The organism is Streptomyces sp. A01, assembly GCF_059026195.1.
Genome location: NZ_JBWLKN010000002.1, coordinates 149,246 through 176,059 on the forward strand (window position 1 = coordinate 149,246; position 26,814 = coordinate 176,059).

Annotated in this window: 22 protein-coding genes; 5 read left to right on the forward strand and 17 right to left on the reverse strand. The window is 71.3% G+C overall.

Annotated features, from left to right (window positions below; genetic code table 11):
• Positions 1-859 precede the first annotated feature (859 nt).
• Together AC5P1B_RS03085 and AC5P1B_RS03090 are read right to left on the reverse strand one after the other, a co-directional pair.
• On the reverse strand, positions 860-2,140 hold the full coding sequence (locus AC5P1B_RS03085; protein ID WP_493884599.1) for an MFS transporter: 1,281 nt from the start codon (positions 2,138-2,140) through the stop codon (positions 860-862).
• A gap of 177 nt (positions 2,141-2,317) precedes the next feature.
• Complete coding sequence (locus tag AC5P1B_RS03090; RefSeq protein WP_493884600.1) at positions 2,318-3,919, reverse strand: FAD-dependent oxidoreductase; 1,602 nt, start codon at positions 3,917-3,919, stop codon at positions 2,318-2,320.
• Positions 3,920-4,084: 165 nt separating this feature from the next.
• On the opposite strand from AC5P1B_RS03090, the gene AC5P1B_RS03095 reads away from it, so the two are divergent.
• The 3 genes from AC5P1B_RS03095 to AC5P1B_RS03105 all read left to right on the forward strand — a co-directional run bounded on the left by AC5P1B_RS03095 (position 4,085) and on the right by AC5P1B_RS03105 (position 6,866).
• Positions 4,085-4,243, forward strand: a complete 159-nt coding sequence (locus tag AC5P1B_RS03095; RefSeq protein ID WP_493884601.1) for a hypothetical protein — start codon at positions 4,085-4,087, stop codon at positions 4,241-4,243.
• A gap of 590 nt (positions 4,244-4,833) precedes the next feature.
• On the forward strand, positions 4,834-6,447 hold the full coding sequence (locus AC5P1B_RS03100; RefSeq protein ID WP_493884602.1) for an FAD-dependent monooxygenase: 1,614 nt from the start codon (positions 4,834-4,836) through the stop codon (positions 6,445-6,447).
• Positions 6,448-6,653: 206 nt separating this feature from the next.
• Positions 6,654-6,866 (forward strand): DUF4287 domain-containing protein, encoded by a 213-nt coding sequence (locus AC5P1B_RS03105; protein ID WP_493884603.1) that lies wholly within the window; start codon positions 6,654-6,656, stop codon positions 6,864-6,866.
• 136 nt (positions 6,867-7,002) lie between these two features.
• On the opposite strand, the gene AC5P1B_RS03110 is transcribed toward AC5P1B_RS03105, so the two are convergent.
• The gene (locus AC5P1B_RS03110) at positions 7,003-7,362 is read right to left on the reverse strand and encodes an ArsR/SmtB family transcription factor (protein WP_493884604.1); all 360 of its coding nucleotides are present in this window, start codon (positions 7,360-7,362) and stop codon (positions 7,003-7,005) included.
• Between the two features lie 220 nt (positions 7,363-7,582).
• On the opposite strand from AC5P1B_RS03110, the gene AC5P1B_RS03115 reads away from it, so the two are divergent.
• On the forward strand, positions 7,583-8,944 hold the full coding sequence (locus AC5P1B_RS03115; RefSeq protein ID WP_493884605.1) for an MFS transporter: 1,362 nt from the start codon (positions 7,583-7,585) through the stop codon (positions 8,942-8,944).
• A gap of 60 nt (positions 8,945-9,004) precedes the next feature.
• Here the strand turns inward: AC5P1B_RS03115 and AC5P1B_RS03120 are convergent, their stop codons facing one another.
• From AC5P1B_RS03120 to AC5P1B_RS03140, 5 genes are all read right to left on the reverse strand, one after another.
• Entirely contained in the window at positions 9,005-9,775 is a 771-nt protein-coding gene (locus AC5P1B_RS03120) for a thioesterase II family protein (RefSeq protein ID WP_493884606.1), read from the reverse strand.
• A gap of 40 nt (positions 9,776-9,815) precedes the next feature.
• Entirely contained in the window at positions 9,816-11,159 is a 1,344-nt protein-coding gene (locus AC5P1B_RS03125; protein ID WP_493884607.1) for a beta-ketoacyl synthase N-terminal-like domain-containing protein, read from the reverse strand.
• A gap of 129 nt (positions 11,160-11,288) precedes the next feature.
• A complete protein-coding gene (locus AC5P1B_RS03130) occupies positions 11,289-12,596 on the reverse strand; it encodes a beta-ketoacyl-[acyl-carrier-protein] synthase family protein (protein ID WP_493884608.1) in 1,308 nt (435 codons plus the stop codon).
• Positions 12,586-12,828 carry an acyl carrier protein gene (locus AC5P1B_RS03135; RefSeq protein ID WP_493884609.1) on the reverse strand — a complete coding sequence of 81 codons (243 nt, stop codon included), beginning with the start codon at positions 12,826-12,828 and terminating at the stop codon, positions 12,586-12,588. The genes AC5P1B_RS03130 and AC5P1B_RS03135 overlap by 11 nt, the downstream gene beginning before the upstream one ends.
• Positions 12,815-13,828: a UbiA family prenyltransferase gene (locus tag AC5P1B_RS03140; RefSeq protein WP_493884610.1), complete on the reverse strand. Its 1,014-nt coding sequence runs from the start codon at positions 13,826-13,828 to the stop codon at positions 12,815-12,817. Before AC5P1B_RS03140 ends, AC5P1B_RS03135 begins: the two co-directional genes overlap by 14 nt.
• A gap of 486 nt (positions 13,829-14,314) precedes the next feature.
• Between AC5P1B_RS03140 and AC5P1B_RS03145 the strand changes: the two genes are divergently transcribed.
• Entirely contained in the window at positions 14,315-15,712 is a 1,398-nt protein-coding gene (locus AC5P1B_RS03145) for a cytochrome P450 (RefSeq protein WP_493884611.1), read from the forward strand.
• 126 nt (positions 15,713-15,838) lie between these two features.
• Here the strand turns inward: AC5P1B_RS03145 and AC5P1B_RS03150 are convergent, their stop codons facing one another.
• From AC5P1B_RS03150 to AC5P1B_RS03190, 9 genes are all read right to left on the reverse strand, one after another.
• The gene (locus AC5P1B_RS03150) at positions 15,839-16,216 is read right to left on the reverse strand and encodes a hypothetical protein (RefSeq protein ID WP_493884612.1); all 378 of its coding nucleotides are present in this window, start codon (positions 16,214-16,216) and stop codon (positions 15,839-15,841) included.
• Positions 16,217-16,344: 128 nt separating this feature from the next.
• Positions 16,345-17,928, reverse strand: coding sequence for an FAD-dependent oxidoreductase (locus AC5P1B_RS03155; RefSeq protein ID WP_493884613.1), 1,584 nt, complete (start codon positions 17,926-17,928; stop codon positions 16,345-16,347).
• 287 nt (positions 17,929-18,215) lie between these two features.
• Positions 18,216-18,458, reverse strand: a complete 243-nt coding sequence (locus tag AC5P1B_RS03160; RefSeq protein ID WP_493884614.1) for a CDGSH iron-sulfur domain-containing protein — start codon at positions 18,456-18,458, stop codon at positions 18,216-18,218.
• A gap of 130 nt (positions 18,459-18,588) precedes the next feature.
• Positions 18,589-19,245 (reverse strand): HemK2/MTQ2 family protein methyltransferase, encoded by a 657-nt coding sequence (locus AC5P1B_RS03165; protein WP_493884615.1) that lies wholly within the window; start codon positions 19,243-19,245, stop codon positions 18,589-18,591.
• A 154-nt stretch (positions 19,246-19,399) separates the two neighbouring features.
• Positions 19,400-19,906, reverse strand: coding sequence for a DinB family protein (locus AC5P1B_RS03170; protein WP_493884616.1), 507 nt, complete (start codon positions 19,904-19,906; stop codon positions 19,400-19,402).
• A complete protein-coding gene (locus AC5P1B_RS03175) occupies positions 19,903-20,451 on the reverse strand; it encodes a flavin reductase family protein (protein WP_493884617.1) in 549 nt (182 codons plus the stop codon). Before AC5P1B_RS03175 ends, AC5P1B_RS03170 begins: the two co-directional genes overlap by 4 nt.
• A gap of 66 nt (positions 20,452-20,517) precedes the next feature.
• Positions 20,518-22,698 carry an MMPL family transporter gene (locus AC5P1B_RS03180; protein WP_493884618.1) on the reverse strand — a complete coding sequence of 727 codons (2,181 nt, stop codon included), beginning with the start codon at positions 22,696-22,698 and terminating at the stop codon, positions 20,518-20,520.
• A gap of 60 nt (positions 22,699-22,758) precedes the next feature.
• Complete coding sequence (locus AC5P1B_RS03185) at positions 22,759-23,568, reverse strand: class I SAM-dependent methyltransferase (RefSeq protein WP_493884619.1); 810 nt, start codon at positions 23,566-23,568, stop codon at positions 22,759-22,761.
• Between the two features lie 96 nt (positions 23,569-23,664).
• Positions 23,665-26,811, reverse strand: coding sequence for a MupA/Atu3671 family FMN-dependent luciferase-like monooxygenase (locus tag AC5P1B_RS03190; RefSeq protein WP_493884840.1), 3,147 nt, complete (start codon positions 26,809-26,811; stop codon positions 23,665-23,667).
• Positions 26,812-26,814: the final 3 nt, after the last annotated feature.

A 26,814-nucleotide genomic window follows, 5' to 3' on the forward strand; every position in this document is an offset into this window, starting at 1 on the left:
AATGCCCCCTCCTTGGAATCCCCGCCCCGTTTCTCCCTCGCCTGCTGCCTTCTCTCCCACGCGCGGAGAGCAATTGCCGCCCGCGCCTCCGCACCGGGACCGGCTCCGGGAACCAGCGGAATGTGGCCGCAGTACGGACCCGCACCCCGACGCGTCAGGCCAGAACAGGCGAACATGCAGGTAACCGGGGTAGGAGTGAGACCCGGCCACCGCCATGACGGCCATGACGGCGGCTCCGCCGGAGGCCGACGGGCACCGGACACCACGCGGACCGCCTCTGCGACGACCGCGGGCGGCCCGCCGAACCGCATGACAGCTCAGGCAATTGCCCGCTCGGCTCCATCGACCGAAACCGTCGAATGCTACGGTCGAAGGAGTCCGGAGGCGGCGCCAGCCCCCTTCGAACAAATGGTTCGCGCATCGACATTCCTTTCTCGCAGACCATTTCACGCGAGGCCCCCGGATCTGCTTCCCGGCCGTCTCCGGGGCACCCTTAGTTGTGTCCTTTACAGTGTTCTCAATCGTTACGCACGGACAGTATCGCGCCCATGACGCCAGCCGCTATCGGCACGGTACTTAATGCGGGAAATCCCTTTTTCGCCTCAGGCGGCCCTCGCCGCTTCGTCTGCGTACCGAAAAACGGTGATCATTCGCGATCCCGCATCCAAAGAGCCCGATCGCGCATCAGCGGTAAGCAGATGAAAGGCGAATCGCTGACACCTTTCGACTGGAAGCGAAAAATGCGCAACCGTATCGATCATTTTCTTGCAGTCGTGAGTGGCGGCACCCGGGACGAGCGCCAGCGAAGACGGGGAGCTCTGAGACGGGGCTCAGATCGCTCAGGCGGAGCTCGTATCGCTCAGGTCTGAGCCTTCGACACGCGGGGGGTGTCCGGGGAAGGCACCGCCTGTTCCGACAGTTCACGTCGGGTGCGCACGGGAGAGAGGAAGACGGGCAAGAAGGAGAGCGCCAGGCAACAGCCACCCACCCACAGGGCGATGTGCACCCCGGCGAACTCTCCGATCAGCCCTGCCACGGCGGAGCCGATGGCGATCGCCCCGGTGAGCATGAAGCGGAAGGTGGCGTTCATCCGGCCCAGGAGCGGATCGGGCGTCAAGTGCTGGCGCAGGCTGACGCCGAGTACGTTGTCGACGCCCATCTTGAGGGTGACCAGCAGCCATCCGGACCCGGCCAGCCAGAGCCAGGGGCCCCGGTCGATGAGGGGGATGACCAGCGCGGTCGGCGCCAGACAGAGACCGGCCAGGCCGAGAGCCCGGCCGTAGCCCAGGCGGCGGGCGATGGGGCGGGCGCAACGGGCGCCGAGGAAGATGCCGACCCCGCCCACCGCCCAGTACAGGCCCAGTACGCCTGCGGAGAGGCCGAGTTCGCGGGTGAACAGGACGGGGAGCAGAGTGTTGATGATCTGCGCACCGAGGTTGTTGAAGGACGCGGTGAGCGCGAGGGCGCGGAGTTCGCCGTGGCGGAGGACGTGGCGCAGCCCCTCAGCGATCTGCGACATCAGCCCGGCCGGTCGCCGCGCTGGGTCCGGCGGTGAGGTCGGTGCGGTGCGGATGCTGGTGAGGCGTAGCGCCGAGGCGAGATAGAGCACCCCCGTGCCCACCACGGCCACCGGCGCCGTGAGCAGCTGAACGATCCCGCCCCCCGCACCCCTGCCCGCCACATTGCTCGCGGCCTGGAGGCTCACCACCGCCGCGTTCGCCTGCACGAGCCCGTCACGCGCGACCAGTCGCGGCAGCCAGCTCTGCGAGCCCACGTCGAAGAACACGGTGGCGCAGCCGTTCAGCAGGACGACGATGTACAGCTGCCCCAGGGTGAGAGCTTCCAGCGACCAGGCCACCGGGACCGAACCGAACAGGACAGCACGCGTCAGATCGGCGGCGATCAGCACGCGCCGGTGGCGCATCCTGTCCACCCAGGCCCCGGCGGGCAGGCCGATGAGGAGGAAGGCGGCCGTGCTCAGAGTGGCGAGAAGCCCCACCTGGCCAGGGCTCGCGTCGAGTTCGGAAACGGCGATCAGCGGTACGGCGACGTAACCGATGTTCGTGCCCAGCTGGCTGAGGGCGGTGGCGGTGAACAGGGTGCGGAAGCCGGGTATCCGCCAGAGGCTCTTCGTGGACATGACCGGTACGGTGCCGGGCGCCCGACCTCCCTACCAATGATTTAGCCCTGGCTGAACGGTGTGCGACTGGCGGGCTGAAGGCGGCGGGATGGAGATCGGGTTCTCGGCCGAGGATGGGGCCCGTACGCGCTTCGCCGCCGGGGCTCATCGAGCGGGACCTCCCGGCCCTCTCCCGCGTCAGCGGCCGGGGAACTCCAGGTAGTCCAGTACGGCCGGGGCGTCGCCGGCCTTCGCGATCAGTCCCACATGGTTGTCGGGCCGGACCAGGACCAGCGAATCCCCGGTTATCCCGTACGCCGAGCGGGCGTGCCCCTGGTCATCGAGCAGCCCGTCCGGACCGGCACCCACCATGCACGCCCGGACGGCGTCGCCATGTTTCGCGGTCGCTTCCCGTAGTGCCTCGGCCGTGCTCGCGCCGAAGCCGAGCAGGGTGAAGTGCGGCCCGGCGAACATGTCGAAGAGGCGTATCGGCGCGCCGGTGGCGGCGTCGCGGCAGGGGGCGTCCGGGGCGCGGTCGCCCGCCCGCAGCCGACCGCCGTCCGACTCTCCCTGCCCGTCGCTGCGCCCTCGAACGTCACTCGTTCCCCGCGCAGCCCAGTCGTACTGGTCGTCCGGTACGTCCAGTTCGCGGGAGAGGGAACTCCACCGGTACCCCACCCCCAGCGTGGTCGTCGCCTGGGTGAAGACGACATCCAGACCGCCGCCCGGCTTCTTGATGGCCTCCAGGGCGGCGACCAGCCGGTCGGAGGTGACGTCCAACGTCCAGGCGGCGATGGGCAACCGCTCTTCCTCGTAGGTGTCGAGCAGACTCGCGTCCGCCTGACCGTTCACGACCATCGCGAGTTTCCAGCCCAGGTTGAACGCGTCCTGGATGCCGGTGTTCATGCCCAGCCCACCCGCGACGGGGTGCACGTGCGCGGCGTCACCGGCCAGGAAGACATCGCCGACCCGATACCGGTCGACCATGCGCACGTTGACCCGGTAGGTCGACAGCAGCTCGGCGCTGCGCACCCGGCTGCCGGGGAGCCTGGCGTGTTTACCGAACAGCCGCTGGAAGCTCTCCAGCGAAGGCGCCACGAGAGCGCCTTCCTCGTCCCGCTCGGGACCGGCCTGGAACCACCACCGCGAGCGCGTGCCCGGGATGGGGCACAGCATCACGGCACCGTCCGTGTCGAACCACTGGTGCCAGTAGTCGCGGTCAAGGCCGTCCACCTCGGCGTCACCGCAGACCATGACCTGCTCCTCCGCCGTCTCCCCCGCGAACGAGACCCCCAGCAGCTTGCGCACCGCGCTGTGGCCGCCATCGCAACCCACCACATACCGCGCCTCGATGTTCCTGCCGTCGGCGAGCGTGGCGATGACTCCGGTGGACTCCTGCGTAAGCCCCGTCAGTTCGGCGCCCAGCTCGACGCTCACGCCGTACTCCCCCAGCCGCTCGCGCATGATCTCCTCCAGCCGCCACTGGGAAATGAGCCACGACCGGTCGTAGGGAACGTCAGGGGCAGGACTGACCCCGGCGAACGGGTCGGTGTCGGCGACCGGCTGCCCGTCCCGGTACTTGCGCATGACCACGGGCGCCGACCCGGAGGCGATGACCGCGTCGATGACGCCCAGGTCTTCCAGCACCTCAAGGCTGCGGGGGTTGGGCCCCTTGGCTCGTGAGCTGCGGGGAAACCCCGGGGTCTTCTCGATGATCCGTACAGCCACACCACGTCGGGCGAGGTCACAGGCCAGCGTCAGCCCGGTCGGTCCAGCGCCCACGATCAACACACTGCTCATGCGTACTCCCTGTCCGCGTCGGCGATCACGCGTCCGCCGATTGGTTCGACCTCCAGGGAACCGTAACCGAGTAAAAAAAGCAACCATGAAATAATCCATACCTGGTTGTGGCACGTCCGGGCTCGTCACCGCGTATGAGTCGTTGAGGCACAGGAGTCCCCGGGCGTGGCGGTGCGGACCTGCACGGTCCGCTACATCGGCCCGCTCCTGGGCGAGGACCCGCTCGCCGCGCGGGAGGGCGTGGAGTACCTGGCCGGGCAGCCGGGCATCGAGCCTGCCCCGTGCGGGAAGCGGCACCCCGGGGCGTCGGTCGACGGCGTATGAGCGCACGCCCGGGCGTACGAGCACGCTCAGGAGATCCAGAAGCGGTTCAGGTGCCGCGAGATCGCGCTCACGCCGGCCTTGGCGGCGCTTCTGGAGATTCTGGAGGTGGCTGGAGCGGCCAGAGGGCTCCCGCGGCCACTTCCGCAGGCCCATGGGAGGTCCGGAGGTCCGGAGGTCCTCCTGGACCGATGGCACCGCCGCACGCGGCGCGCCAGCCACTTCGGCAGGAGAGTGCCGGTAGGAGGGTGTCCGCCCACAGCTGCCCGTCCGCAGCGGACGACGAGGGCGAGGGACGACAAAGGGCAAGGAGAAACCCACTCCTTGCCTCTCTCAAGATATAGCGCACCAGGGGGCTTGCGGCAAGGCCCGGGGCGTGCCGCAGAATTGCCGACCAAGGCCAGGACCTGCGGAAATCAGAGATTCGCGCCGTACGTGCGCTGTTGTCGGCGTATGGGTCGCGGGGGGACGTCGCACCGACGGAGGACTCGCGGAGCGGTTTCGGGCACCCGGCGCGGAGGTGCGGGGGTGCGCGTCACCGGACTGCGCGGAGCGGCTGGCCGACATTCGACCTTGTTCAATGGGGGCTTCTTGTGATTGACGTGATCGTGGTCGGTGGCGGGCCGACCGGCTTGATGCTGGCCGGCGAGTTGCGGCTGCACGGCGTGCACGTGGTCGTGCTGGAGAAGTTGACCGAGCCGACCGAACAGTCCCGCGGGCAAGGCCTGCACGCGCGCAGCGTCGAGATGATGGACCAGCGCGGCCTGCTGGACCGGTTCCTCGCGGTCAGTGAGAAGTTCCAGGTCGGCGGTCTCTTCGGCGGCATCGCCAAGCCGTGGCCGGACCGGTTGGACACGGCACACCCGTACGGCCTCGCCACGCCGCAGCCGGTCACCGAACGACTGCTCAACGAGCACGCCCTCGAAGCCGGCACGGAGATCCGGCGCGGCTGCGAAGTAGTCGGGCTGAGCCAGGACGAGGACGGGGTGACCGTCGAGCTGGCCGGTGGGAGCACCCCCGCCACGGAGGCCGTAGCCAGTGGGCGTCCCCCCGGCAATGGGCGTCCCCCCGGCAATGGGCGTCCCCCCGGCAATGGGGGTCCCCCCGGCAGTGGGGGTCCCCCCGGCAGTGAGGGCGTAGCCGCCGGGGGAGAGGGCGTAGCCGCCGGGGGAGAGGGCGTAGCCGCGGGCGGGGGCACGCGCCTGCGCTCGCGCTACCTCGTCGGGTGCGACGGCGGCCGCAGCGTGGTGCGCAAGCAGCTCGGCGTCGGCTTCCCCGGCGAGCCCGCCAAGGTCGAGACGCTGCTGGGCGAGATGGAGGTGACCGAGGACCCGGCGACGATTGCCGCCGTCGTCGAGGAAGTCCGCAAGACCCAACTGCGGTTCGGCGCCACCCCCAACGAGGGCGGGGTATACCGCATCGTCGTGCCCGCCGACGGCGTGGCTGAGGACCGTGCGACGGCGCCGGCCTTCGAGGAGTTCAAGAAGCAGCTGCGGGCGGTCGCGGGCACCGACTTCGGTGCGCACTCGCCACGCTGGCTGTCCCGGTTCGGCGATGCCACCCGGCAGGCCGAGCGCTACCGGGTCGGCCGGGTGCTGCTGGCCGGCGACGCGGCGCACATCCACCCGCCGACCGGCGGGCAGGGGCTCAACCTCGGCGTGCAGGACGCGTTCAACCTCGGCTGGAAGCTGGCCGCCGCGGTCAACGGCTGGGCTCCGGAGGGGCTGCTGGACAGCTACCACGCCGAACGGCACCCGGTGGGCGCCCGCGTGCTGGACAACACCCGCGCGCAGATCACGCTGCTGGGAACCGAGCCGGGTGCGACCGCGCTGCGGGAGCTGTTCTCGACGCTGATGGACTTCGAGGAGGTCAACCGGTACGTGACCGAGATGATCACGGCGGTCGGGGTCCGCTACGACTTCGGCGAGGGGCATGAACTGCTCGGCCGGCGGATGCGGGACGTGGGGCTGAAGCGGGGGCGGCTCTACGAGCTGACGCACGGCGGCCGAGGGCTGCTGCTCGACCAGACCGGCCGGCTTTCTGTGACCGGTTGGGCGGATCGGGTCGACCACGTCGTCGACGTCAGCGAGGAACTGGACGTGCCCGCGGTGCTGCTGCGGCCGGACGGCCACGTGGCGTGGGTCGGTGAAGATCAGCAGGACCTGCTCAGCCAGCTGCCACGGTGGTTCGGCGCCACCGCCGGCTGAGCGCGCGGTCGCGGCCCGAAAGGTGGGGCCTTGCGCGAGACGCCGGAGTGGCTGGTGGGAACTGCGAGCCGTCCTGGGCCCGGTGACCAGGCGAGCGGGCGAGCGGAGTCCGCGCGGCCCGGGGAGACCGGCATCCTTGCCGGTCCGGTCGGGCAGGGCATGCACGGGCAGGCCGCGTTGTCAGTGGCTCATGGCAGGCTGCGACCATGACTGAAACCGTCAAGGGGCCCGCCAGTTACTTCCCGTCGATCGAGCAGAAGTACGGTCGGCCGATAGCCGAGTGGAAGGCCCTCGTCCACACCTCACCCCTGACCAAGCACATGGAGCTGGTCAGCTGGCTCAAGGCGGAGCATGGTCTGGGGCACGGCCACGCGAACGCTCTCGTCGCCCACGCCCTCGCGGAGGCGAACGCCCGGTAGAGCACCGTTGTTCGGGGCCTGTCTCCATGGTCGGCCGCGGTCCGGACTAGGACGGCGCGAGGTGGAACGCGGTCCGCGCCACCGCGCGAGGCGGGCACCTACGGCGTTTCGCTCCCCGTCGCGCGCCGGGGCGGCGTCAGGAGTGCCAGGGCTTGCCGGTGACCTGGTGGTCGGCGTGGTTCAGGGCCTCCTCGACCAGGCGGCGCAGGTGGCCGTCGCGCAGCGCGTACACCGAGTGGCGCCCTTCCTTGCGGGCGTGCACGAGCCCGGCAAGGCGCAGCTTGGCCAGGTGCTGACTGACGGCTGTGCGGGTCGCGCCGCTGGCGGCCGTGAGCGCCGTCACGTCCGACTCCTGGTCGGCGAGCAGCCACAGGAGATGCAGCCTGGTCGGGTCGGCGAGCAGGGCGAAGACGGTGGAGGCGGCGCGCAGTTGCTGTTCTCCCGGCGTGCGCTCATGCGCATGGTTCGCAACTGAGGGCTCTTCGCGTACCGGCATGGCTCCATCGTAGGCCGATGGCCGCAGAAAGCCCGTCCCGTGCGCGAGGCCGCGCACAAAGGCGCGGGCGGGAGCGCGCACGGACTGCGGGCAGCCCCTGCGCCCGCGCGTGACCCGTGCGGACACATATCGTCATGTGCGCAGATGCGCACATGACGATACCGTGGTCGTGCTGTGCCGTGTCGTGTCATCGCGTCGCCGACCCGAAGGAAGCGCTCCCGTGCCCTCCGTGCTGCGCAACCGCGCCTACCGCCGACTCTTCACCGCCCAGGTCGTCGCGCTCGTCGGCACCGGGCTGGCGACCGTCGCCCTCAGCCTCCTCGCCTACGACCTCGCCGGAGCGAACGCCTCCGCCGTCCTCGGGACGGCACTGGCGATCAAGATGGTGGCCTACGTGGGCATCGCCCCGATAGCGAGCGCCTTCGCCGACCGGCTCCCCCGCCGCACCCTGCTCGTCGCCATGGACCTCACCCGGGGCGCGGTCGCCCTGGCCTTGCCCTTCGTCTCCACCATCTGGCAGATCTACGTCCTGATCTTTCTGCTCCAGGCGGCCTCAGCGGCCTTCACTCCGGCCTTCCAGGCCACCATCCCCGCCCTTCTGCCCGACGAACGCGACTACACCCGGGCGCTGTCCATGTCACGCCTCGCCTACGACCTGGAGAGCCTGTTCAGTCCGGCACTGGCCGCCGCGCTGCTGTCGCTGGTCACCTACAACTGGCTGTTCACCGGGACCGCCACCGGATTCCTGGCCTCCGCCGCGCTCGTCACCTCCGCTGCTCTGCCACGGCCCGAACCGGTGGAGCGCACGGGTGGCGTGTACGCCAAGGCCACGTCCGGCACCCGGTTGTTCTGGGCGACCCCCCGGCTGCGCGCACTGCTCGCCCTGAACCTCACCGTCGCCACCGCGAGCGCCATGGTCACCGTCAACACCGTCGTGCTGGTGCGCGAGCAGGCCCACCGTACGGCGGGGGACGTCTCCCTCGCGCTGGGCGCCTACGGGGCCGGATCGATGGTCACCGCCCTGCTGCTCCCCCGGGTACTCGACCGGGTCAGCGACCGCGCGGTGATGCTCCCCGGCGCCTTCGCGGTGGCCGGGGTCTTCGCCGCGTTCGCACTCGGCACGGCAGCGCCCGGCGGCCCGCCCTGGCCCGTACTGCTGATCACATGGGCCGCCTTCGGCGTGGCCTGCTCAGCGATACTCACTCCCACCGGCCGCCTGATCCGCCGCTCCGCGACACCCGCCGGGCTTCCGGCCGCGTTCGCCGCGCAGTTCTCCCTCTCGCACGGCTGCTGGCTTCTCGCGTATCCGCTCGCCGGCTGGCTCGCGGCCCGGGCGGGCATGACGGCGACCGCCTGCACGCTCGGTGCCCTCGCCCTGGTCGCCGCGCTGACGGCCATCCGGGCCTGGCCCGCCCGCGACCCCGCCCGCCTCGACCACCTGCACACCGACCTGCCCGCCGGCCATCCGCACCTCACCGAAGCCCACCCGGCACGCGACGGCTGGCGGCACGGTCACGACTTCGTGATCGACGCACTGCACCCGCGCTGGCCGACCAGCCGCCCCATGCACGGTGCTTCCTGACGCGTCACAGGCCAGCGGTCAACAGCCATGCGGACGGTGGGTGATGGGCGGTTTACGGTGCTACGTCTGACGACCGGCCGCGTCATGGACCGGCCGCCCCGAGGACCCGTCACCGTCACCGCCCGACCGTGCGATCTCCCGCAGGACTTGGAATGTCTCGGACGGCTGGTCCATGACGAACAGGTGGCCCCCCGTCACCCAGTGGCTGCCGCGCGCCCCCAGGGCCGCGCCCAACGCGTCGAGCAGCGCCGGAGGACTCACCGCGTCCTGGGTGCCGCCGAGCATGTGGAGGGGCGCCGATACGGGTCCGGGTGTCCAGCCCGTCCGCCCTGGCACCGCCAGATCCGCTCGCAGCTCCGGCAGCAGCAGCCGGGTGACCAGCTCTTCCGGAAGCCCCAGCTCGGGGACGATGCCACAGGCGGTAGCCGCCGCGAGGAGCGACTGGTCATCGAGGTCGGGCAGATAGCAGGGAGGCGCGCCGGGCCTCGGCGGCGCGGAGAGCACCAGGCGAAGGTCCGCGGGCCAGCCGGGCGCGTGACGCTGCGCCATCCGGTGAGCCACCGCCGCCCCGAGGCTGTGCCCGAGCACGATGCCAGGACCGGCGAGATCGTCGGCGAGCAAGTCGGCGTAGAAGTCGGCGAGTTCGTCGAGGCCGATGCGCCCGTCGTACTCCCCCGCCGTCGGCGGCCGCACCGCGACGACCGTCCAGTCCTCCGTGACGTGCCGGGCCAGCCGGGTGAACGACCGGGCGGAGCCACCGGCGAAGGGCACACAGATCAGCCGGAAGGGGCCGCCCGTACGCAGTTCGAGCCGAGCCGGGCCCGCCCTCATGAGGTTTGCTCCGCGCGGCGCGGGCCGGTGTTGTCCGCGCTCACCGGTCGTCCTCCCGTGGCGTGGCCGGAGCCCCGAGCAGCACGGCGGTGGCCGTCCCCTCCGGGTCGAGGCCGAGACACAGCGCGACCGGTCGGCCGAGCGGTACGGGCTCCGCGTAGACCAGTCGCGTCCCGCCGTACGCGGCGGACGGCACGCGCAGACCTCCGATCGGCGGCACGACGGACCGGGTCAGCGCCTCGACGGCGACCGCGACGGCCAGCGCACCATCCGCGCCGCCGGTCCTGCCGGTCGTCCCTGTCGCGTCGCACACCGGAAGGGAACTCCCGAAAGCCGAAGCGAGCGCGGTGCACGCGGCCGACTCCACCAGCCGGTCACCGCCCGACGCCGTGACGGCGACACCGACCTCCGCGGGCTGGCGGCCCGCCTGGCGCAGCGCGTCCCGGACGGCCCGGTCGGCCGCGTCAGCCAGCGCCCGCGCCGCATCGCCGGGCGCCGGACCCCCGTCCGTGCCCGTGTCCGTGCCCGCGTGTGCGTGCCTGTCTCTGTCCGTGTGCGCGTTCGTGTCCGCGTACGCCTGCGCCGTCGCGAGCACGTGGGCCAGGACCTGGCCGGGGTGCTCCAGGACTTCCTGCCGCGCGAGGACGATGACGGCCGCGCCTTCGCCGTCCGGCAACCGGGCGCCATCAGCGTCGTACGGGCCGCCCACAGCGGCCGGCGTGAGCGCTTCGGGTGGGGCGGCGGCCGACAGGGTGTCCACGCCGCCCGCCAGGACCGTGTCGCAGGCCCCCGACCTCACCTGCTGTACGCCGAGCGCTATCGCGTCCAGCCCGACCGCCGCGCCGGATGTCAGCGTCACATTCGGCCCGCGCAGGCCGAGGTGGATGGAGAGCTGGGCGGCCGGGGCGTTGTAACTGGACTGCGGGCCCCACACCGGGTTGACCGGCCCTGAGCCGCTGCCTGACCTGTTGTGGATGGCGACGTACTCGCTGCGTCCCGCGTACAGCGTTCCGTTGATGACGCCGACACGGTCGCTCGGCTGGTCCGCGGCGCGTACCGTCGGCATTGCGTCTGCCGCCGCGCTCAGCAGCAGCAACGTGTCGCGGCCCAGCGTGCGCCGCGCCCTGGTGTCGACGGTGTCGGCGAGCGAGAGCGGAGCCGTGACGTGCGCGCCGAACACCTCACGGGCACTGTCCTGGCCCGGCTGCCAACCAGGGCCCGCCGGAATGGCGTTGGCGACCAGCGCGACATCGCGCGCGGCGAACGGTCTGGCTCCGCGCAGCATGTCCTCGAAGAGCCGCGCTGCCGTCGTGCCGGAGGCGCTGGCCACTCCGACGCCGGTGACGGCCACCGGCCTCGGCGCGGTCACTTCTTGCGTGGGCACGTGCACTCGACTCCTTGTCGTTCTGTGTTCCATGACCTGTGAGCCATGGCCTGTGTTTCGTGACCTGTGCTCCGTGACCTGTGCTCCGTGACCTGTGTTGCATGACGTCGTCCCGGGCCGCTGGACAGGTCAGTCCGCGTACTCCGCGAACACCACGGTCGAGGTGTTCCCGCCGAAGCCGAAGGCGTTGCTCAGCGCCACGCGGACGCGGAGGTCTCTGGCGGGCTCGCGGACAAGGTCCAGGCCCCGGCAGCGGTCGTCCACGGTCCTCAGGGTGGGATTGCCGGGCACGCGCCCATTGTTGATCGCCAGCACACAGGCGACCGCCTCCAGCGCGCTCGCCGCGCCCTGGGAGTGGCCGAGCATTCCCTTGATGGACGAGATGGCGGGCCGGGCGCCCGCGGAACCGAAGTAGTGGTCCACGCAGGCGGCTTCGGTGGCGTCGTTGGCCGGAGTGCCGGTGCCGTGCGCGCTGACATAGTCCACGTCCTGGGGGCGCAGGCCGCCCATCCGCAGGCTTTCCCGCATGCAGCGCAGCATCCCGTCGCCGTCCGGGTGCGGGGCGGTCATGTGATGGGCGTCCGCCGCTACGGCGTGGCCGCGCAGCTCGGCGTGGAGGGTGGCGCCACGGGCGCGCGCGTGGTCCAGCGACTCAAGGACGACGACGCCTGCCCCCTCGGAGGGCATGATGCCGCGCCGGTCACGGTCGAACGGCCGGACCACATCGGGCTCAAGGGCGCGCAGGGTGGTGAACAACTGGAAGACGGCCTCGGCGAGTTCGTCGACGCCACCGGCGAGCACGCAGTCCGCCTGCCCGGTCCTGATCAGGTCGGCCGCCAGGCTGATGGCGGTGTTACCGGCGGCGCACCCGGCCGCGACGACCTGCCGGGGGCCGAGCAGCCCGAAGCGCCGTGCGGGCCCGGTGACCAGCGGGCCCGGGGCGTCCCACCTGCGGTCACCCACCAGGTCACCGCCCCGGCGGCGGAGCTCTTCCAGGTGGGGGCGGGTGCCCATGACGGTGCCGAGGACAAGGCCGACCCGGTGCGGGTCGGCGTGGTGCAGCACCTTCGACTCGTCGAGAGCCGCCCGGACGGCGTGGTCGGCGTACCGCAGCGACCTCGGCGCGAGGTCACCGTCCGGGCCGTGCGGCGCGGTCAGGGCGGCGCAGTCGACCTCGGCGGCCAGGTGGGTCGGGTACGCGGCGGTCGAGAATCTGGTGACGGGGCCGGTGGCGACCTTCCCCGTCGTCACGTTGCGCCAGAACGTGTCGGTGTCGCATCCCAGCGGCGAGACGACGCCCATGCCGGTCACGACGACCCTGATGGCGTCCGCCGGCCGGGAACCACCCGCGTCCGGTGGCGCGGTGCCGGGCTCGCCCGGGCCCGTGGACGCGGGCCCGCCCGGAGCAGCGGTCTCAGGAGACGTCTCAGGAGACATGGGTGCCGATGTACTTCGCCAGCGTCTCGACCGAGTTGCCGAGCGTGGCCTCGTCGTCGGTGAGGCGGCAGCCGAACCGCGCCTCCACATGGGCGATGACCTCAAGCTTGTTCAGCGAGTCGGCGCCCATGTCGTCGTACAAGTCGGCGCTGTCGGGCACCTCTTCCGGTGCCAGGGTCAGGACTTGCGCGACGACCTCGCGTACGCCCGTACGGATCTCAGACTCGTTCATAGGTACCCCCGCGAGACGACGGAACAGCGATCTTGGCCCACATGCGCAGTTGGCCACGGGTGATCCCGGCGGCCCAGTGCAGCTTTCTGGACGCCAGCAGCCAGTAGCCGGCACTCAGCGCGACCACCACGGCCATGCCGCCCGAAGGGACGGCGCACAGCAGGAACGCGGCAAGGAAGAGGAAGGTGTAGGAGTGCATCACCTCGCGCGCCACGGAGCGCTCCTCGGACGACTCGGCGCCGTTCGCGGCACGGACGACGTAGGCGGAGAGCACGATGAAGGGCGTGATGACGAGGCTGGACACGGGCAGCAGCCGGAACGCCACGAACCCGGCGTTCAGCGCGAACGGCGCCGCCACCAGGCAGTACACGGCCGCGCCACGCCCGATCCTGACCACGGTGAGCCACAGGCTTGAGTATCCGAGCAGCCGGTCGCCCTCGACGTCGGTGATGTCCTTGATGCCCGAGAGGCCGAGGCTGAAGGCGACCAGCACGGCTGCGGCGGGCAGGACGGGTGATCCGAGGGCGTCCGCGTCCGCTCGTGTCGCCCATGCGGTGAGCATGGGCAGGACCAGCGGTGTGACGAGGATCAGCAGGGAGGTCACGCGGCGGCGCTTGAACGCCGGTCCGACCGAGTACCCCACCGCGATGCCGATATCGAGCACGAGCACGATGAGCAGGGCGGGATGCGGGTGGGCCCAGAACATGGCGGCCCCGATCGCCGCGAACACCACCCATGCGGCGACCGCGATCCTGGCCAGCCGGGGCCAGCCGATCTCGTCGCAAAGCCGGGTGCGTTCTGGCCGGTTGATGACATCGGCCTCTCGGTCGGCGAGCCTGTTGACCGCCTCCGTACCAACGCAGCAGGCCAGCCACAGCGGCACGCCCAGCATCGCCCAAGCCACCGACAGCCGGTCCACAGCGGCCAGCCCGGCGAGGAACCCGGTCCAGTAGTACGCGGCGAACCGGCAGCTGCAACCGCGCAGGAGCAGCAGCGCCACGGTACGAACCGTCGCCAGGGACTCCCTTACGCCCATGCGAACCCCGTCAGCGAAGAGGTGCTTTGGTTCATTCCAGCGCTCCGTATCCGGGGAAGACCGTCGTCGACAGGCGGGCATGCAAACTACAAAGGGCGGCCGCGCCTCTTCAATAGCCCGGCGGTGAGGTGTCCGGGGCCTGCCACATGGCCGCGTCCCTGCTCCACGCGGATCGAGTCCCGCGCTACCGGGGCCCCACCGGAGCACCACCGTGGCCCGGTCGCTGAGCGCGGCACATGGCGTAACGCCCGGCCGTCTTCGGCTTCTGACCCGCAGTCGCGGCTTGGACCGCACGGGTGGCGAAGGGCTGCGCCGATCGGGCGGCGCGCGGGCGTGCGGGGTTTCCCGGTCGGCCGCCCGGGTATCCGACGCCCCCTTGGGGTGATGTCCCGGACAGCGCGGTCGGGTGACAGCGCCAGCCCGGGAAGCCGCGTGCGCAGAGGAGTTTGCATGTCGACGTCAGCCACCTCCGGACAGACCGCGAAGGCCGTGCCCACAGCGAGCGCGGCGGATACCGCGCGCGTGGCCGCCCATGTCGTGCTGCCCGCAGTCGTCGGCGGTGTCATCAAGCGGCGCCCCGCCGGTATCGCCCTCACCGAGCGCTTCCACTGGGACAAACGCGGCGTCAACACCATGCGCCACCTGCGCGGCCAGTACGGCGACGGACCGCTGTTCCTGCGCGTCGCGGGACGCTCCGTCGCGCTCGTACTCGCCCCCGACGACGTACGTACCGTGCTGGACCGGACGCCGCACCCGTTCTCGCCCGCCACCTGGGAGAAGAAGGGCGCACTGTCCCAGTTCCAGCCGCACGGCGCCCTGATCAGCGAGGGGCCGGACCGCACGGAGCGCCGCGAACTCAACGAGAACGCTCTCCAGATGAGCCAGCCGCTGCACCGGCTGGCACCCGCCGTCGTCACGGCCGTGCGCCAGGAGGCGATGGCGCTCCTCCGTCAGGCCGACCGCACGGGGGAGCTGAGCTGGGACGAGTTCGCCTCGTCCTGGTGGCGTACGGTGCGGCGCGTCATCCTCGGCGAGGGGGCCCGCCATGACGAAACGCTCATCAAGCAGCTCGACCAGCTGCGGCTGGCCGGGAACTGGTCGGTCCTCCAGCCCCGGCGGCGGCAGCTCAGGGACGACTTCACGCGGAGGCTGCGCCAGCACGCTGACGCGGCGGGGCAGGAGACCCTGGCGGGCGCGCTCAGCGAGCTGCCCGCGACCTCACGCGCCGACGCGGTCGGCCAGATCCCGCACTGGCTGTTCGCCTACGACGCCGCCGGAATCGCGGCCATGCGGACCCTGGCGCTGCTCAGCACGCACCGTGAGCAGGAAGCGGAGGCCCGCAAGGAGATCGACACGCAGGACCTGAGCCGACCTCAGACCCTGCCCTTCCTGCGCGCCTGCGTCCTGGAGTCCGTACGGCTGTGGCCGACGACCCCGCTGCTGCTGCGGGAGAGCGTGGAGAGGACCGACTGGCGCGGCGCCACCATCCCCGACCACACGACCTTCCTCATCTACGCGCCGTACTTCCACCGGGCGGAGACGACCGCCGTGCCCTACGGCGACCGCTTCGTGCCCAGCATCTGGCTGAACGGCGAAGCGCGGAAGAACCCGGCGCTGGTGCCGTTCAGCGGAGGCCCAGGAGAGTGCCCTGGGCAGAACATCGTGCTGCTGACCGTGAGCACATGGCTCGGCGCGATGCTCGAAGGCCACGAGTACCTGCTGTGCTCCTCGACCCGGCCCGCCCCCAAGGAGAAGCTCCCGTCAGAGCTCAACCCGTTCGCGCTGGAGTTCTCCGTACGCGCCACGGAATCCGCGGAATCCGCGGAATCCGGAGAGCCCGGAGAGTAGGCAGCACAAGGCAGCGGCCGTCCCGGTGAAGCGGACGGCCGCCTGCCTTCGCCCCTGATGGCGGCCAGCGGATCAGGGTGCGCGCGACGAGGTACGACCAGTGGGTCAGACGAGTGGGTCAAGGGCTCACCGGGCCGCGAGCCGCAGCCTGACCTCCATCTCCTGGTCGCCCGGGATGGCCTTCTCCTCAGCGACGGCGAAGTGCCGTTCCAGCACGTCGCGCACCTTGTGGATGGGCGGATCGGTGCCGTACAGGTCGACGCTCACCGGCTTCGTCAGCCGCGACGAGCGGCCCGCACCGGCGGGCTCACGGGTGTCGACGGTCATCGACCACACCATGGGACGCTCGGACCGGGTGGTCGGCTTGCCCTCGGCGCCCGGCCACTCGTCCGCGGTGGTCGCGGGGAAGGCGGCCTTCAACACGTTGAACACGGCATCCGCGTCGTCCCACTCACAACCGCATACGTGGACGCCGACGCCGGCCGAACTCTGCTCAGTGCTCATGACAGCCGGGTAGCCGCCTGACGGAAGTCAAAACCGATCTCTTCGGCACCGGGCGTATCGCGGGACACGCGCGCGGGACACACACAGGACCCCGCACGCGCGAGTGCGCGCGCGGGGTCCACCGCGCCCTACTCGGCGCCCTGCCCCGTGTCCGGCTTGGTCTCCGGTGTGGCATCCGGCGCGGCGGCCTCCGGGAGCCGGCGGGGATCGAGAGGGCGTACGGCGGGGCCTTGCAGCACCGCGCCGTCCACGCCGAAGCGTGAGCCGTGGCAGGGGCACTCCCAGGTGCGTTCCGCGTCGTTGAAGTGCACCAGACACCCCAGATGGGTGCAGCGGGCGGAGACGGCGTGCGGGGTGCCGGCCTCGTCCCGGTAGACGGCGCAGCGCCTGCCGTTGACGCGTACGACCGCGCCGCCGCCCGGTTCGATGTCGGCCACCGAGTCGACCTGTGAGGGCCGCAGCCGGTCGCCGACGAAGTGCTTGGCCGTCGTCGCCTGGAGGCTGAGCAGGCGTCCGGCCTCGCGGGTGGGGTGCAGCCGTCGCGGATCGTACAGCTCGGCGTGCGGCGACTTCTCGCCGGTGATCCGCGCCGCGAGCAGCCGCCCCGCCATCACACCGTTGGTCATGCCCCAGCCGCCGAAACCGGTGGCGACGTACACATGGTCGGCGCCGGGGTGGAAGGGGCCGACGAAGGGGACCTTGTCCGTGCTGAAGTTGTCCTGCGCGGCCCACCGGTGGGTGATCTCGGCGGTCGGGAAGTGGTCGGCCAGCCAGTCGGCCAGCCGCCGGAAGCGGTCCCCCACCTCGCTGGTGCCCGGCGTGAACTTCTCGCCCGTGACGATCAGCAGGCGGCGCCCGTCACCGTACGGGGCCGTCCGCACCGACCGGGTGCCCCCCTCCGGGGTGATGTACATGCCGTGTGGCGCGTCGGCGGCGGGGAGGGAGGCGGCCACCACGAGTTCCCGGGTGGGCTCCAGCCGGGCGAACATCAGCGCGCGGTCGAACACCGGGTAGTGGGTGGCCACGACGACGTCGCGTGCCACGACCGTCGCCCCGCTCTCGGTCGTCACGCGGCAGGGCGTGCCCTGGCGGAGGCCGGTGACCCGGCTGCGTTCGAACACGCGGCCGCCGTGGGCCCGTAGATCGTCGGCCAGCGCGAGCAGGTACCGGCGCGGGTGGAACTGCGCCTGGTCGGCGACGCGGACGGCGCCGGCGACGGGGAACGGCAGCTCCGTCTCCGTGACGAAGGTCGCGGGCAGCCCGGCCTCCGCCGCCGCTTCCGCCTCGGCGCGGACCGCACCGACCTGGTCGGACGAGGTGACGTAGGTGTAGGCGGGGGCACGCTCCAGCTGGCAGTCGATGCCGAGCTCGGCCGTGACGTCGGCGATCCGGGCGATCGCGTCCTCCTGCGAGGCCGCGTACAGCTGCGCCGCCCGGCGGCCCTGGCTCTCCCGGAGCGGGGCGTAGACGAGGGTGTGCAACGAGGACACCTTCGCCGTGGTGTAACCGGTGACGCCGGTCGCCAGCCGGTCGGCCTCAAGGAGGGCGACGGTCCGCCCGGCGCGGGTCAGCTCCCACGCGGTGCAGATCCCGGCGATCCCGCCGCCGACGACGGCGACATCGACCTCCAGCTCCTCGGGGGCGCTCGGGTAGTCGGTGGCTGCTGTGGTGTCGACCCAGTACGACTCGTCCATGCCGGGCAGTGACGTCATGCGGCGCTCCTTCCTCCCATGGTCTCCTCCCCCGTTCGGCGGTATGCGGCGTGGTTCCACGGAGGGCGGTGTGCGTCGTGCCCCGGCGGGTGATGCGCGGGTTTCCAGGCGGCCGTGTCCGGCGGTCTTCTCTCTCGACGTCTCTCGCGACCGCGTCTCTGTCGGTAGCACGGCCGCCTCACTCTCGCGATGCTGCCGGGTACCCCGGGGTGGTGCTGCCGAAACGCATGGCGCGCGGACCCGGCTGGGCCCCCGGCCGCTGACGCGCACCGCTCCACGAGGGCCCGTCAGTCAGCCGTGTCGTCGTCGCGGCCGGGTCCGCGGTGCTCGGGAGCATGGCCTGCGGGAGTGTGGTGCTCGGGAGTGTGGTGCTCGGGAGTGTGGTGTTCCGGAGTGCGCCGCCGGTGGCTGGTGTCGCACCAGGGGTAGCTGCGGCTGCGCCTGCACGCGCAGATCGCCACCATGAACCGGTCCGAGGTCACCGAGCGGCCATCGGGCAGCGTGACCTGCACCGGACCCTCGACCAGCACGGGGCCGTGGGCGTCGAGAACGACCCGGCGGCGCTGCGGTCCCGCGTGTTCCCCCTCAAGCCCCGATGGGGGCCCGGCTTCGTGTTCAGGCTGTACGTGTTCAGGCTGTACGTGTTCAGGCTGTACGTGTTCAGGCTGTACGTGCGGGCTGATCGGCACGGATGACCACCAACTCCTCTTCTCGCTCTCCGGGCGCGATGAGGCCACGCTCCTCCAACCAGGCGGCCCGGGACCGCAGGACGGGCCCGAAGGGCTGGCGGTGACGGGCCACGACCGAGGACTTCAGGCCGACCTCGCGCAGCATGCGCACCGTCGTCTCCGGTCCGCACAGCGAGGAGTGAACGATCAGCATGACGCCACTGGGGCTGAGCAACCGGGGCGCGGCCAGGCACAGCCGGTTGATGAACCACCGGCCGTCCTCCCCCGCGTCCCAGGCCCGCGCCCGCCCCCTGCCGTGCGGCAGATGGCCGGGGCAGGGCACGTACGGCGGGTTCGCCGTCACCACGTCGAACTGGCGGCTGCCGCGATGGGCCAGGAAGTCTCCCCAGTGGACGCTGACGGGGAGCTTGCCCAACCAGGCGTTGAACCGGGTGGTCAGCACCGCGGACATCGACACGTCCACGGCCTGTACGTGTGCCGCGCCCATGCGCGCCGCGGTCAGGGCGAGCAGCCCGCTGCCCGTGCACACGTCCAGGACGGACGCGTGGGGCGGCGGAGCCGCCCGCAGCAGGGCGTCCCGCAGGAGGTACGAGTCTCCCTGTGGCGTGTAGACGCCGGGTGGTTTCATGAGAAGCACCCCGCCCGGGTACCTCGTGATCACGAAAACAAACGTGGCGGGAGGAGCTGACGGCCTCGCGTGTGGCGCGTCGCGCGCCAACGTTCCCGTCAGCCGCCGACAGCCCCGTCCGGCCCGACAGCCCCATCAGGCACCGACAGTCCCGTCAGGGGCCGACGGTCCCGTCGATGCCCTCCCGCAGGAAGTCGGCGTGGCCGTTGTGCCGGGCGTACTCAAGGATCACGTGCACCATCACCAGGCGCAGCGAGACATGCTCGCCCCACCGGGGCTGGTAGCCGGTCACGTCCAGGGACTGCGCCGCCGCCTCGATCCGGCGCGCGTGCTGGACCTCCGTCTGCCAGGCGGCGAACGCCTCCGCCCGCGTGGCCTGCCGCGCGTCGTACGCCACCTGGTAGTCCCCCTCGTCGGACCACACCAGCGGAATGTCCTCCGCGTTGATCACTTTGCGGAACCAGGTGCGCTCGACCTCGGCCATGTGCCGGACCAGGCCGAGCAGGGACAGCGTCGACGGCGGCATCGACTGCCGGCGAAGCTCCTCGTCGCTGAGGCCGTCGGCCTTGAGCGCGAGCGTCGCACGGTGGAAGTCGAGGTAGGCGCGCAGCGTCTCGCGCTCCCCGGCGCGGTAGGGCGGGCTGACGCGTTCGATGGTCACTGGTGTTCCTTCCTGGGCCAGGACGCGAACCGCCGGAAACCGTACATCAGGGGTGGCTCCGGCTCGCCCTCGAAGGCCAGGCCGACCACCTCGCCGAAGATCACCACGTGGTCTCCGGCCTGCGCGGACTCGGTGATCCGGCATTCGGCGTAGGCGAACGCGTCCTCGGTGAGCACCGGCAGCTTGTTGGTGTCCGTCGGTGCCCACTGGACGCCGGCGAAGCGGTCGCGCTCGGCCGAGGCGAAGACCTCGGCCGCCCGCCGCGCGTTGTGGTGCAGCAGGTTCACCGCGAACCAGCCGCGGTCGATGATGTGCTGGGCCGTGTTGCCGCCCGAGCGCGCACAGACGAGAAGCATGGGCGGCGTCAGCGAGACGCTGCACATCGACGTGCAGGTGAAGCCTTTCGGCTCGCCGTCGCTCATCGTCGTGATGACGGACACGCCAGTGGGAAACGAGCCCATGAGCCGCCGGAACAGGTCCGGGCTGACCGGGGACGCCTCGATGGACTCCTGGAAGGACACTTGGGTGAGCGGTGCTTCGGTCATCTCTCGCGCTTTCAGCTCGCGGCGGGTGAACCCGCTTCGGGGCAGGCTGCCGACGGAACAGCACACCTACTTCTGCTCGACCAGCTCGGGCTCCGCCGACTCCTCCCGCAGGCCGAACCGGTCATGGAAGCGCCGCAGGGGGGCCGGAGCCCACCAGGTGGCGCGGCCGGTGACTGCCATCAGGGCGGGGACAAGCAGGCAGCGGACAAGCGTCGCGTCGACCAGGACGGCCAGCGCGACACCCAGGCCGAGCATCTTGGTGATGGTGATCTGGGACGTACCGATGGCGATCATGACGATGGCGAGGATGAGCGCCGCCGCGGTGATGACACCACCGGTCTTGGACACACCGAAGACGACCGCGCCGCGGTGGTCTCCGGTCTGGTCGTAGTGTTCCTTGATGCGGGACAGCAGGAACAGGCTGTAGTCCATGGACAGGCCGAAGGCCAGGCAGAACATCAGCACCGGCAGGGACGTCTCGATGAAGCCGGTGGCGGTGAAGCCCAGCGCGCCGCTCAGGTGCCCCTCCTGGAACACCCAGACGGCGGCGCCGAACATGGCGGTCAGGCTCAGCGCGTTGAGCACCACGGCCTGGAGCGGCAGCACCACGGAGCCGGTCATCAGGAAGACCATCAGCATGGTGACGACGATGATGAACAGCACCGCGTAGGGCAGCAGGTCGCCGATGGACTTCTGGCTGTCCACGAGCATGGCGGCCTGACCGCCGACCTTCGTCGGGAAGGGTGCGTCGATCGACCGCACATCGGTCACCGCGTCCTGGCTCTCCACCGAGATGTCCTCCACCGAGCGGTCGAGCCAGACCGTCAGATAGCTGGTGCCCGAGACCACCCGGGCCGCGTCGGCGGCCGACGGCTCGCGGTCCAGGGCGCCGTCCCGGTAGCCACCTGCGGGGCTGTCCACCCGGCTGACCTTGGGGAGTTGGGACAGCCGGCTGGCGTACGCGGCGAGGCCGTCCTTGGCCGCGGTCTCGGCGACGATGTCGATGCCGCCGGTCGGGCTGGCCGGAAAGGAGTCGCGGATCGTGTCGTGCACGGCGCGCGGCTCGGCGTGCTCGGCGAGCTGCCGGTCGTCCACCGTGCCGAAGTCGACCTTGAGGAACGGCAGGCCGAGGAGGACCAGCAGCACCGTGACAGACACCGTCACCAGCGGCCCCTTGCGCATCACACCGCCGGTGAAGGCGCCCCAGCGCCGGTCCGCCGCACCCCTCCCGCCGCGCCGCAGCACCCGCAGGGAGTTGACCCGCTTGCCGAGGAGCAGCAGCAGGGCGGGCAGCACGGTCAGGGCGGCGAGCGCGGCCAGCAGGACGACGGAGATGCCCGCGTATGCGAACGACCGCAGGAAGTAGAGGGGGAAGATGAGCATCGCGGACAGCGAGATCGCCACCACGAACGCGGAGAACAGCACGGTACGGCCGGCCGTGCGCAGCACCGTGCCCAGCGCCGTGGACGGGTCCGGGTCCCGTTCAAGCTCCTCGCGGAACCTGCGGACGATCAGCAGGGCGTAGTCGATGGCGAGGCCGAAGCCGAGGGCGGTCGTCAGGTTCTGCGCGAAGATCGAGACGTCGGTGAACTGGGTGATGCCCATCAGTACGGCGTTGGTGCCCATGATGGCGACCACGCCGATCACCAGCGGCAGCAGCGCGGCGATGACGCTGCCGAAGGCGAGGAGCAGGATGACCAGCACGATCGGCATGGCGATCATTTCCGACTTCACCAGGTCGTCGGCGGTCTGTTCCTGTGCCTCGTTGCGCACGGCGACCGTGCCGCCGATGGAGACGTCCAGGCCGTCGACGTCACCGTGGTAGCGCGGCCTCAGCCGGTCGAGGACCTTGCCCGCCTCGGTCTCGTCGCCCTTGATGTGGGCGACGATCAGGGCGTGCCCGCCGTCTTCGGCGCGCAGCGCCGGGTTCTTGGTCTGCCAGTACGACAGGACACCGGTGACGCCCTTCTCGGCCGCCAGCCGCCGGGCCAGCGCGGTGCCCTGCCGCGCGGTCCCCGGGTCGTCGGCCGTCCCGTCCACCAGCAGGACGAGGTTGGGCCGACTCGCCGGGAACTTCGCGTCCATCACCTCCGCCGCCTTGCTCGACTCCGCGGCCGGGTCCTCGGTGCCGCCGAGCTGCAACCGGTCGGTGAGGCCGCCGCCGACGAGCACGGCGGCGATCAGCACGAGCAGGGTGCAGGACAGCAGCAGCCGGGGGCGGGCGGAGATCCGCAAGAAGAGAGACATCAATACCGCCGTTTCAGTCGGGGTGTCGGAGGGGGGTCAGGACGCGTGCGCTGCCGTCGGTCAGGGCTTGGTGACGGCGAAAATGAAGACCGAACCGAACTTCTTCAGCTTGTAGTTGGTGAAGCCGACCTTCTCCAGGTCGCTGTGCAGGGTGGTCAGGTCGGTGCGGCGGATGCCGGTCAGCTGGACGCCGATGCGGCTGCTGGTGCGGTCGTTGAGCGCGAAGGTGCTCGCCGAGTACACGCCGCCGGGCTTGAGCAGCCGGTACACCTCGCGGTAGGCGGCCACCGGGTCGGCGTACAGGTGGAGCGAGCCCGCGTTGTTGACGCCGTCGAACGTCTCGTCCTGGAAGGGCAGTTTGCGGATGTCGCCGCGGACGAACTCGACGTTGGGCCGCCCGACCGTCTCCTTCACCGACGCCTTGAGCATCTCCACCGAGATGTCGAGGCCGACGACGGTGGCGTTCGGCAGCGCTCCCGCCATCTCGTCGGTGAAGTGGCCGCCGCCGCAGGAGAGGTCGAGCCACGCTCCGCCGCGCTGCTCGCCCAGCTCCAGCCACTCGCGGTAGATCTCGAACTCCTCCTCGTAGCTCGGGATCTTGTTGCCGAACCCGGCGAAGAGCCGCGCGAAGAAGGGGCGCATGGCCAGCTCGTAGAGCCGGACGAACTGCTTGCTCTCCATCATCTTCTGCGCGGTGGTCGGGGCGGCCGGGTCCGGCTTGCCCTCTTCGCGGATCATGTCCACGAAGCCCGCGGCCTCCACCGGGGAGACACGGGCGCACGAGACGCAGGTGTAGCTCTGCGGCGAGCTGAGCTTGACGGTTCCCGAGCACTCCGGGCAGCCGAGGAGATCCGACAGCTGGACCTGCATGTAATTCTCCCTCTGTGTTCGTTCCTGCCGGTGCCGCCCGCGCGGTCCCGGCGTGGGGGTGATCAGGCGCCGCCCGCGCGGGCGACGCGGCGCGCGTCAGTGGTCGCGCGGTCCCGCGTCCAGGGCGAGGTCGCCGATGAGCTTGGCCAGCTGGTCGACGTAGGGCGTGGTGAGCATGGTCAGGTGGTCTCCGGGTGTCTCGCGCACCTCGACGGGGCGTGCCGAGAACCGGCCCCAGCCGCGTGCCGGGTCGTCCAGCGTCCAGGCCAGGTCCGCGGGCGGCACGTTGTCCTGGTGCAGGTCGGCGGCGCGGAAGAAGGTCAGGGTGCCCTCGTAGGGCTTGCTGGGCGTGTAGAGGCTGCGCTGGTCGGCGATGTAGGCGCGGATGAAACCGCGCAGCTGGGTGTCGTCGTATTCGGGCGGCAGCACCCCGTGGGCGGCGAGGACCCGGCGCAGGTACGGGATCTGCTCGTCCTCGGGGAGCGCGGCGATCTCCGCTCCCGCGTCACCCAGGTCCCGCTTGAAGATCCGCTCGAAGACGCGCACCAAGGTGGCGAGCCAGCTGGCCTGCTCCCAGTCGTCGGTGTGCTTCTGCCGCTCGGGCAGCGGCGCTGTGGTGTCGAGCAGCCCGACCAGGTCCACCCGGTGGCCCAGCTTCCGCAGCCGCGCGGCGAGTTCCATGGCGATGTGGCCGCCGAAGGAGTGGCCGACGAAGCGGTACGGGCCTTCGGGCTGGGTTTCCAGCAGTGTGTCGAGGTAGCGGTCGGCCAGCTCGGAGACGAGTGTCTCGGCCGCGATGTCGTCGGTGAACAGCGGTTGCAGGCCGTAGACGGCCAGCTCCTGGGGCAGCCTGCTGACGAGCTCGTGGAAGTAGACCAGGTTGCCGCCCGCGCCGGGCAGCAGGAACAGCGGGAACTCGCCGCCAGGCCGCAGCCGGATCAGCGACTCGCGCGCGGTGTCCACGTCGTTGACGAGGAGCCGGCCGAGCTGGGCGATGGTCGGTCCCTGGAACAGTGCGGCCAGCGAGAGCCTGCGGCCGAACTGCCGCTCCACCTCGGCCAGCAGCATCACCGCGAGCACCGAGTTGCCGCCCAACTGGAAGAAGCTGTCGTGGACGCCGATGGACTTCTGGCCAAGCACCTCCTCCCACAGCACGGCGAGCCGCATCTCGGTGACGCCGCGCGGCGCCGTCCACTCGGTGCCGGGACGGTCCGCCAGCGACGGCTCGGGCAGTGCCTTGCGGTCCACCTTGCCGTTGGGGGTGTACGGCAGTTCGGTGAGCACCTGCGTGGACGCCGGGAGCATGTAGCCGGGCAGTCGCCGGGCGAGGTGGTCGCGCAGCGCGGCGGGATCGAGCTCGGCGCCGGGGCGGGCGACCACGTAGCCGGAGATGCGCCGGTCGACGCCGTCGCCGTGCACGGTGGCCGCGGCCTGCGCCACGTCCGGGTGGGAGCCGAGCGCCGCTTCGATCTCGCCGAGCTCGATGCGGTAGCCGCGCACCTTGACCTGGTGGTCGGTGCGGCCGATGAACTCCAGGCTGCCGTCGGGGCGGTAGCGGACGAGGTCGCCGGTGCGGTACATGCGGGCACCGGTGGTGTCCGGCGCGGCGAACGGGTCGGTGACGAAGCGTTCCGCCGTCAGCTCGTCGCGGCCGAGGTATCCACGGGCGACACCGGCTCCGGCGATGTGGAGTTCGCCGGGCACACCGACGGGCACGGGGTGGCCCACCGGGTCGAGAACGTACAGCGCGGTGTTGGCGATGGGGCGGCCGATGAGCGCCGTTCCCCCGGGGTCGACGCGGTGGGTGGAGGACCAGATGGTGGTCTCGGTCGGCCCGTACATGTTCTGCACCCGGGCACCGGTCAGTTCGGTGAGCCGGGCGGCGAGTGTCGCGGGCAGTTCCTCGCCGCCGAGCAGCAGCAGCCGCAGCCGGGCCAGCGCCTCCTCGCCACCGGGCTCGGCCATGATCATGGCGGCCTGGGACGGGGTGCACTGGAGGCTGGTGACCTGGTGCTTGCCGATGAGTTCGGCGACGGAGAGCCCGGCGTCCCCACCGGCCACCGCGCCCCGCGCCGCGTCCTGGGGGCGGGTGGCGTGCTCGTCGCGCGCCTCGGCCAGCAGCGGCAGGGCGTCGAGCACCATGTCGTCGGCGACGCCGAAGTCGATGAGGCAGGCCACCTCGTCCACGCCCGCGTCGGCGATGGTGTCCAGCGTCCGCGCCACCCGCTCGGCGGTGCCGAACAGCGCGGCCGTCTCGTGGTAGCGGTCGAAGGCGTGGTCGAGGAGGGTGCGCATGTCGTCCTCGGGCAGCGCCTTGAGGTCGTCGCCGAAGCCCAGCGTCTTCGCCAGGTTGCCGATCAGGCCCAGGGACGACGCCAGGTACTCCTGGAACGGGCCCCGGACGGTCTCGCGTACGGTCTCGGGGTCGTGGCCGAGGAAGGTGTGCGCCATCAGCGTCACCCGCCCGGGTCCCTCGTGTCCGGCCTCGGCCCTGGCCTGCCGGTAGATCCCGATCTTCTCGGCGAGCTGGCCGAGGTCCTGGCCGAGCAGGTGGGTGAGGATGTTGCTGCCGGACTCGCCCGCCGCCCGGAAGGTGTCGGGGCTGCCCGCGGCCGTCACCCATATGGGCAGGTGCGGCTGGACGGGCCGGGGCAGCGGGCGGACGGTGACCGGGTCGCCGACGCCGTTGGGGCGTTCGACGCAGCCGCCCGCCCACAGCGAGCGCAGCGTCTCCACGCCGGAGAGCATGACCTCCTTGCGCTCCGCGTAGTTGTCCGGCGCGAGGACGAAGTCGTCCGCCTGCCAGCCGGAGGCGACGGAGATGCCGACCCGGCCGCCGGAGATGTTGTCGACGACGGACCACTCCTCGACCACCCGCAGCGGGTCGTGCAGCGGGAGGACCACACTGCCCGCGCGGATCGCGACGCGTTCGGTGACGGCCGCGATGGCGGCCCCGGCCACGGAGGGGTTGGGGTAGATGCCACCGAAGGCGTGGAAGTGCCGCTCGGGGGTCCACACCGCCTCGAAGCCGTTCCTGTCGGCGAACTTGGCGCCCTCAAGCAGCAGCCGGTAGGCGCCCCGGGCGGACAGCCCCTCGGTGACGGTGGCGCTGGAGAAGTAGAACAGGCTCAGATCGGCGACCTTGCCGGGCCGCCGGTCGGTGGAGGGCCCGGTAGTGGGCTCGGGGTCGGCCTGGAGCACGACCGTCGAGCCGTGGGTGAGCGTCCAGATCAGTTCGAGCACGGA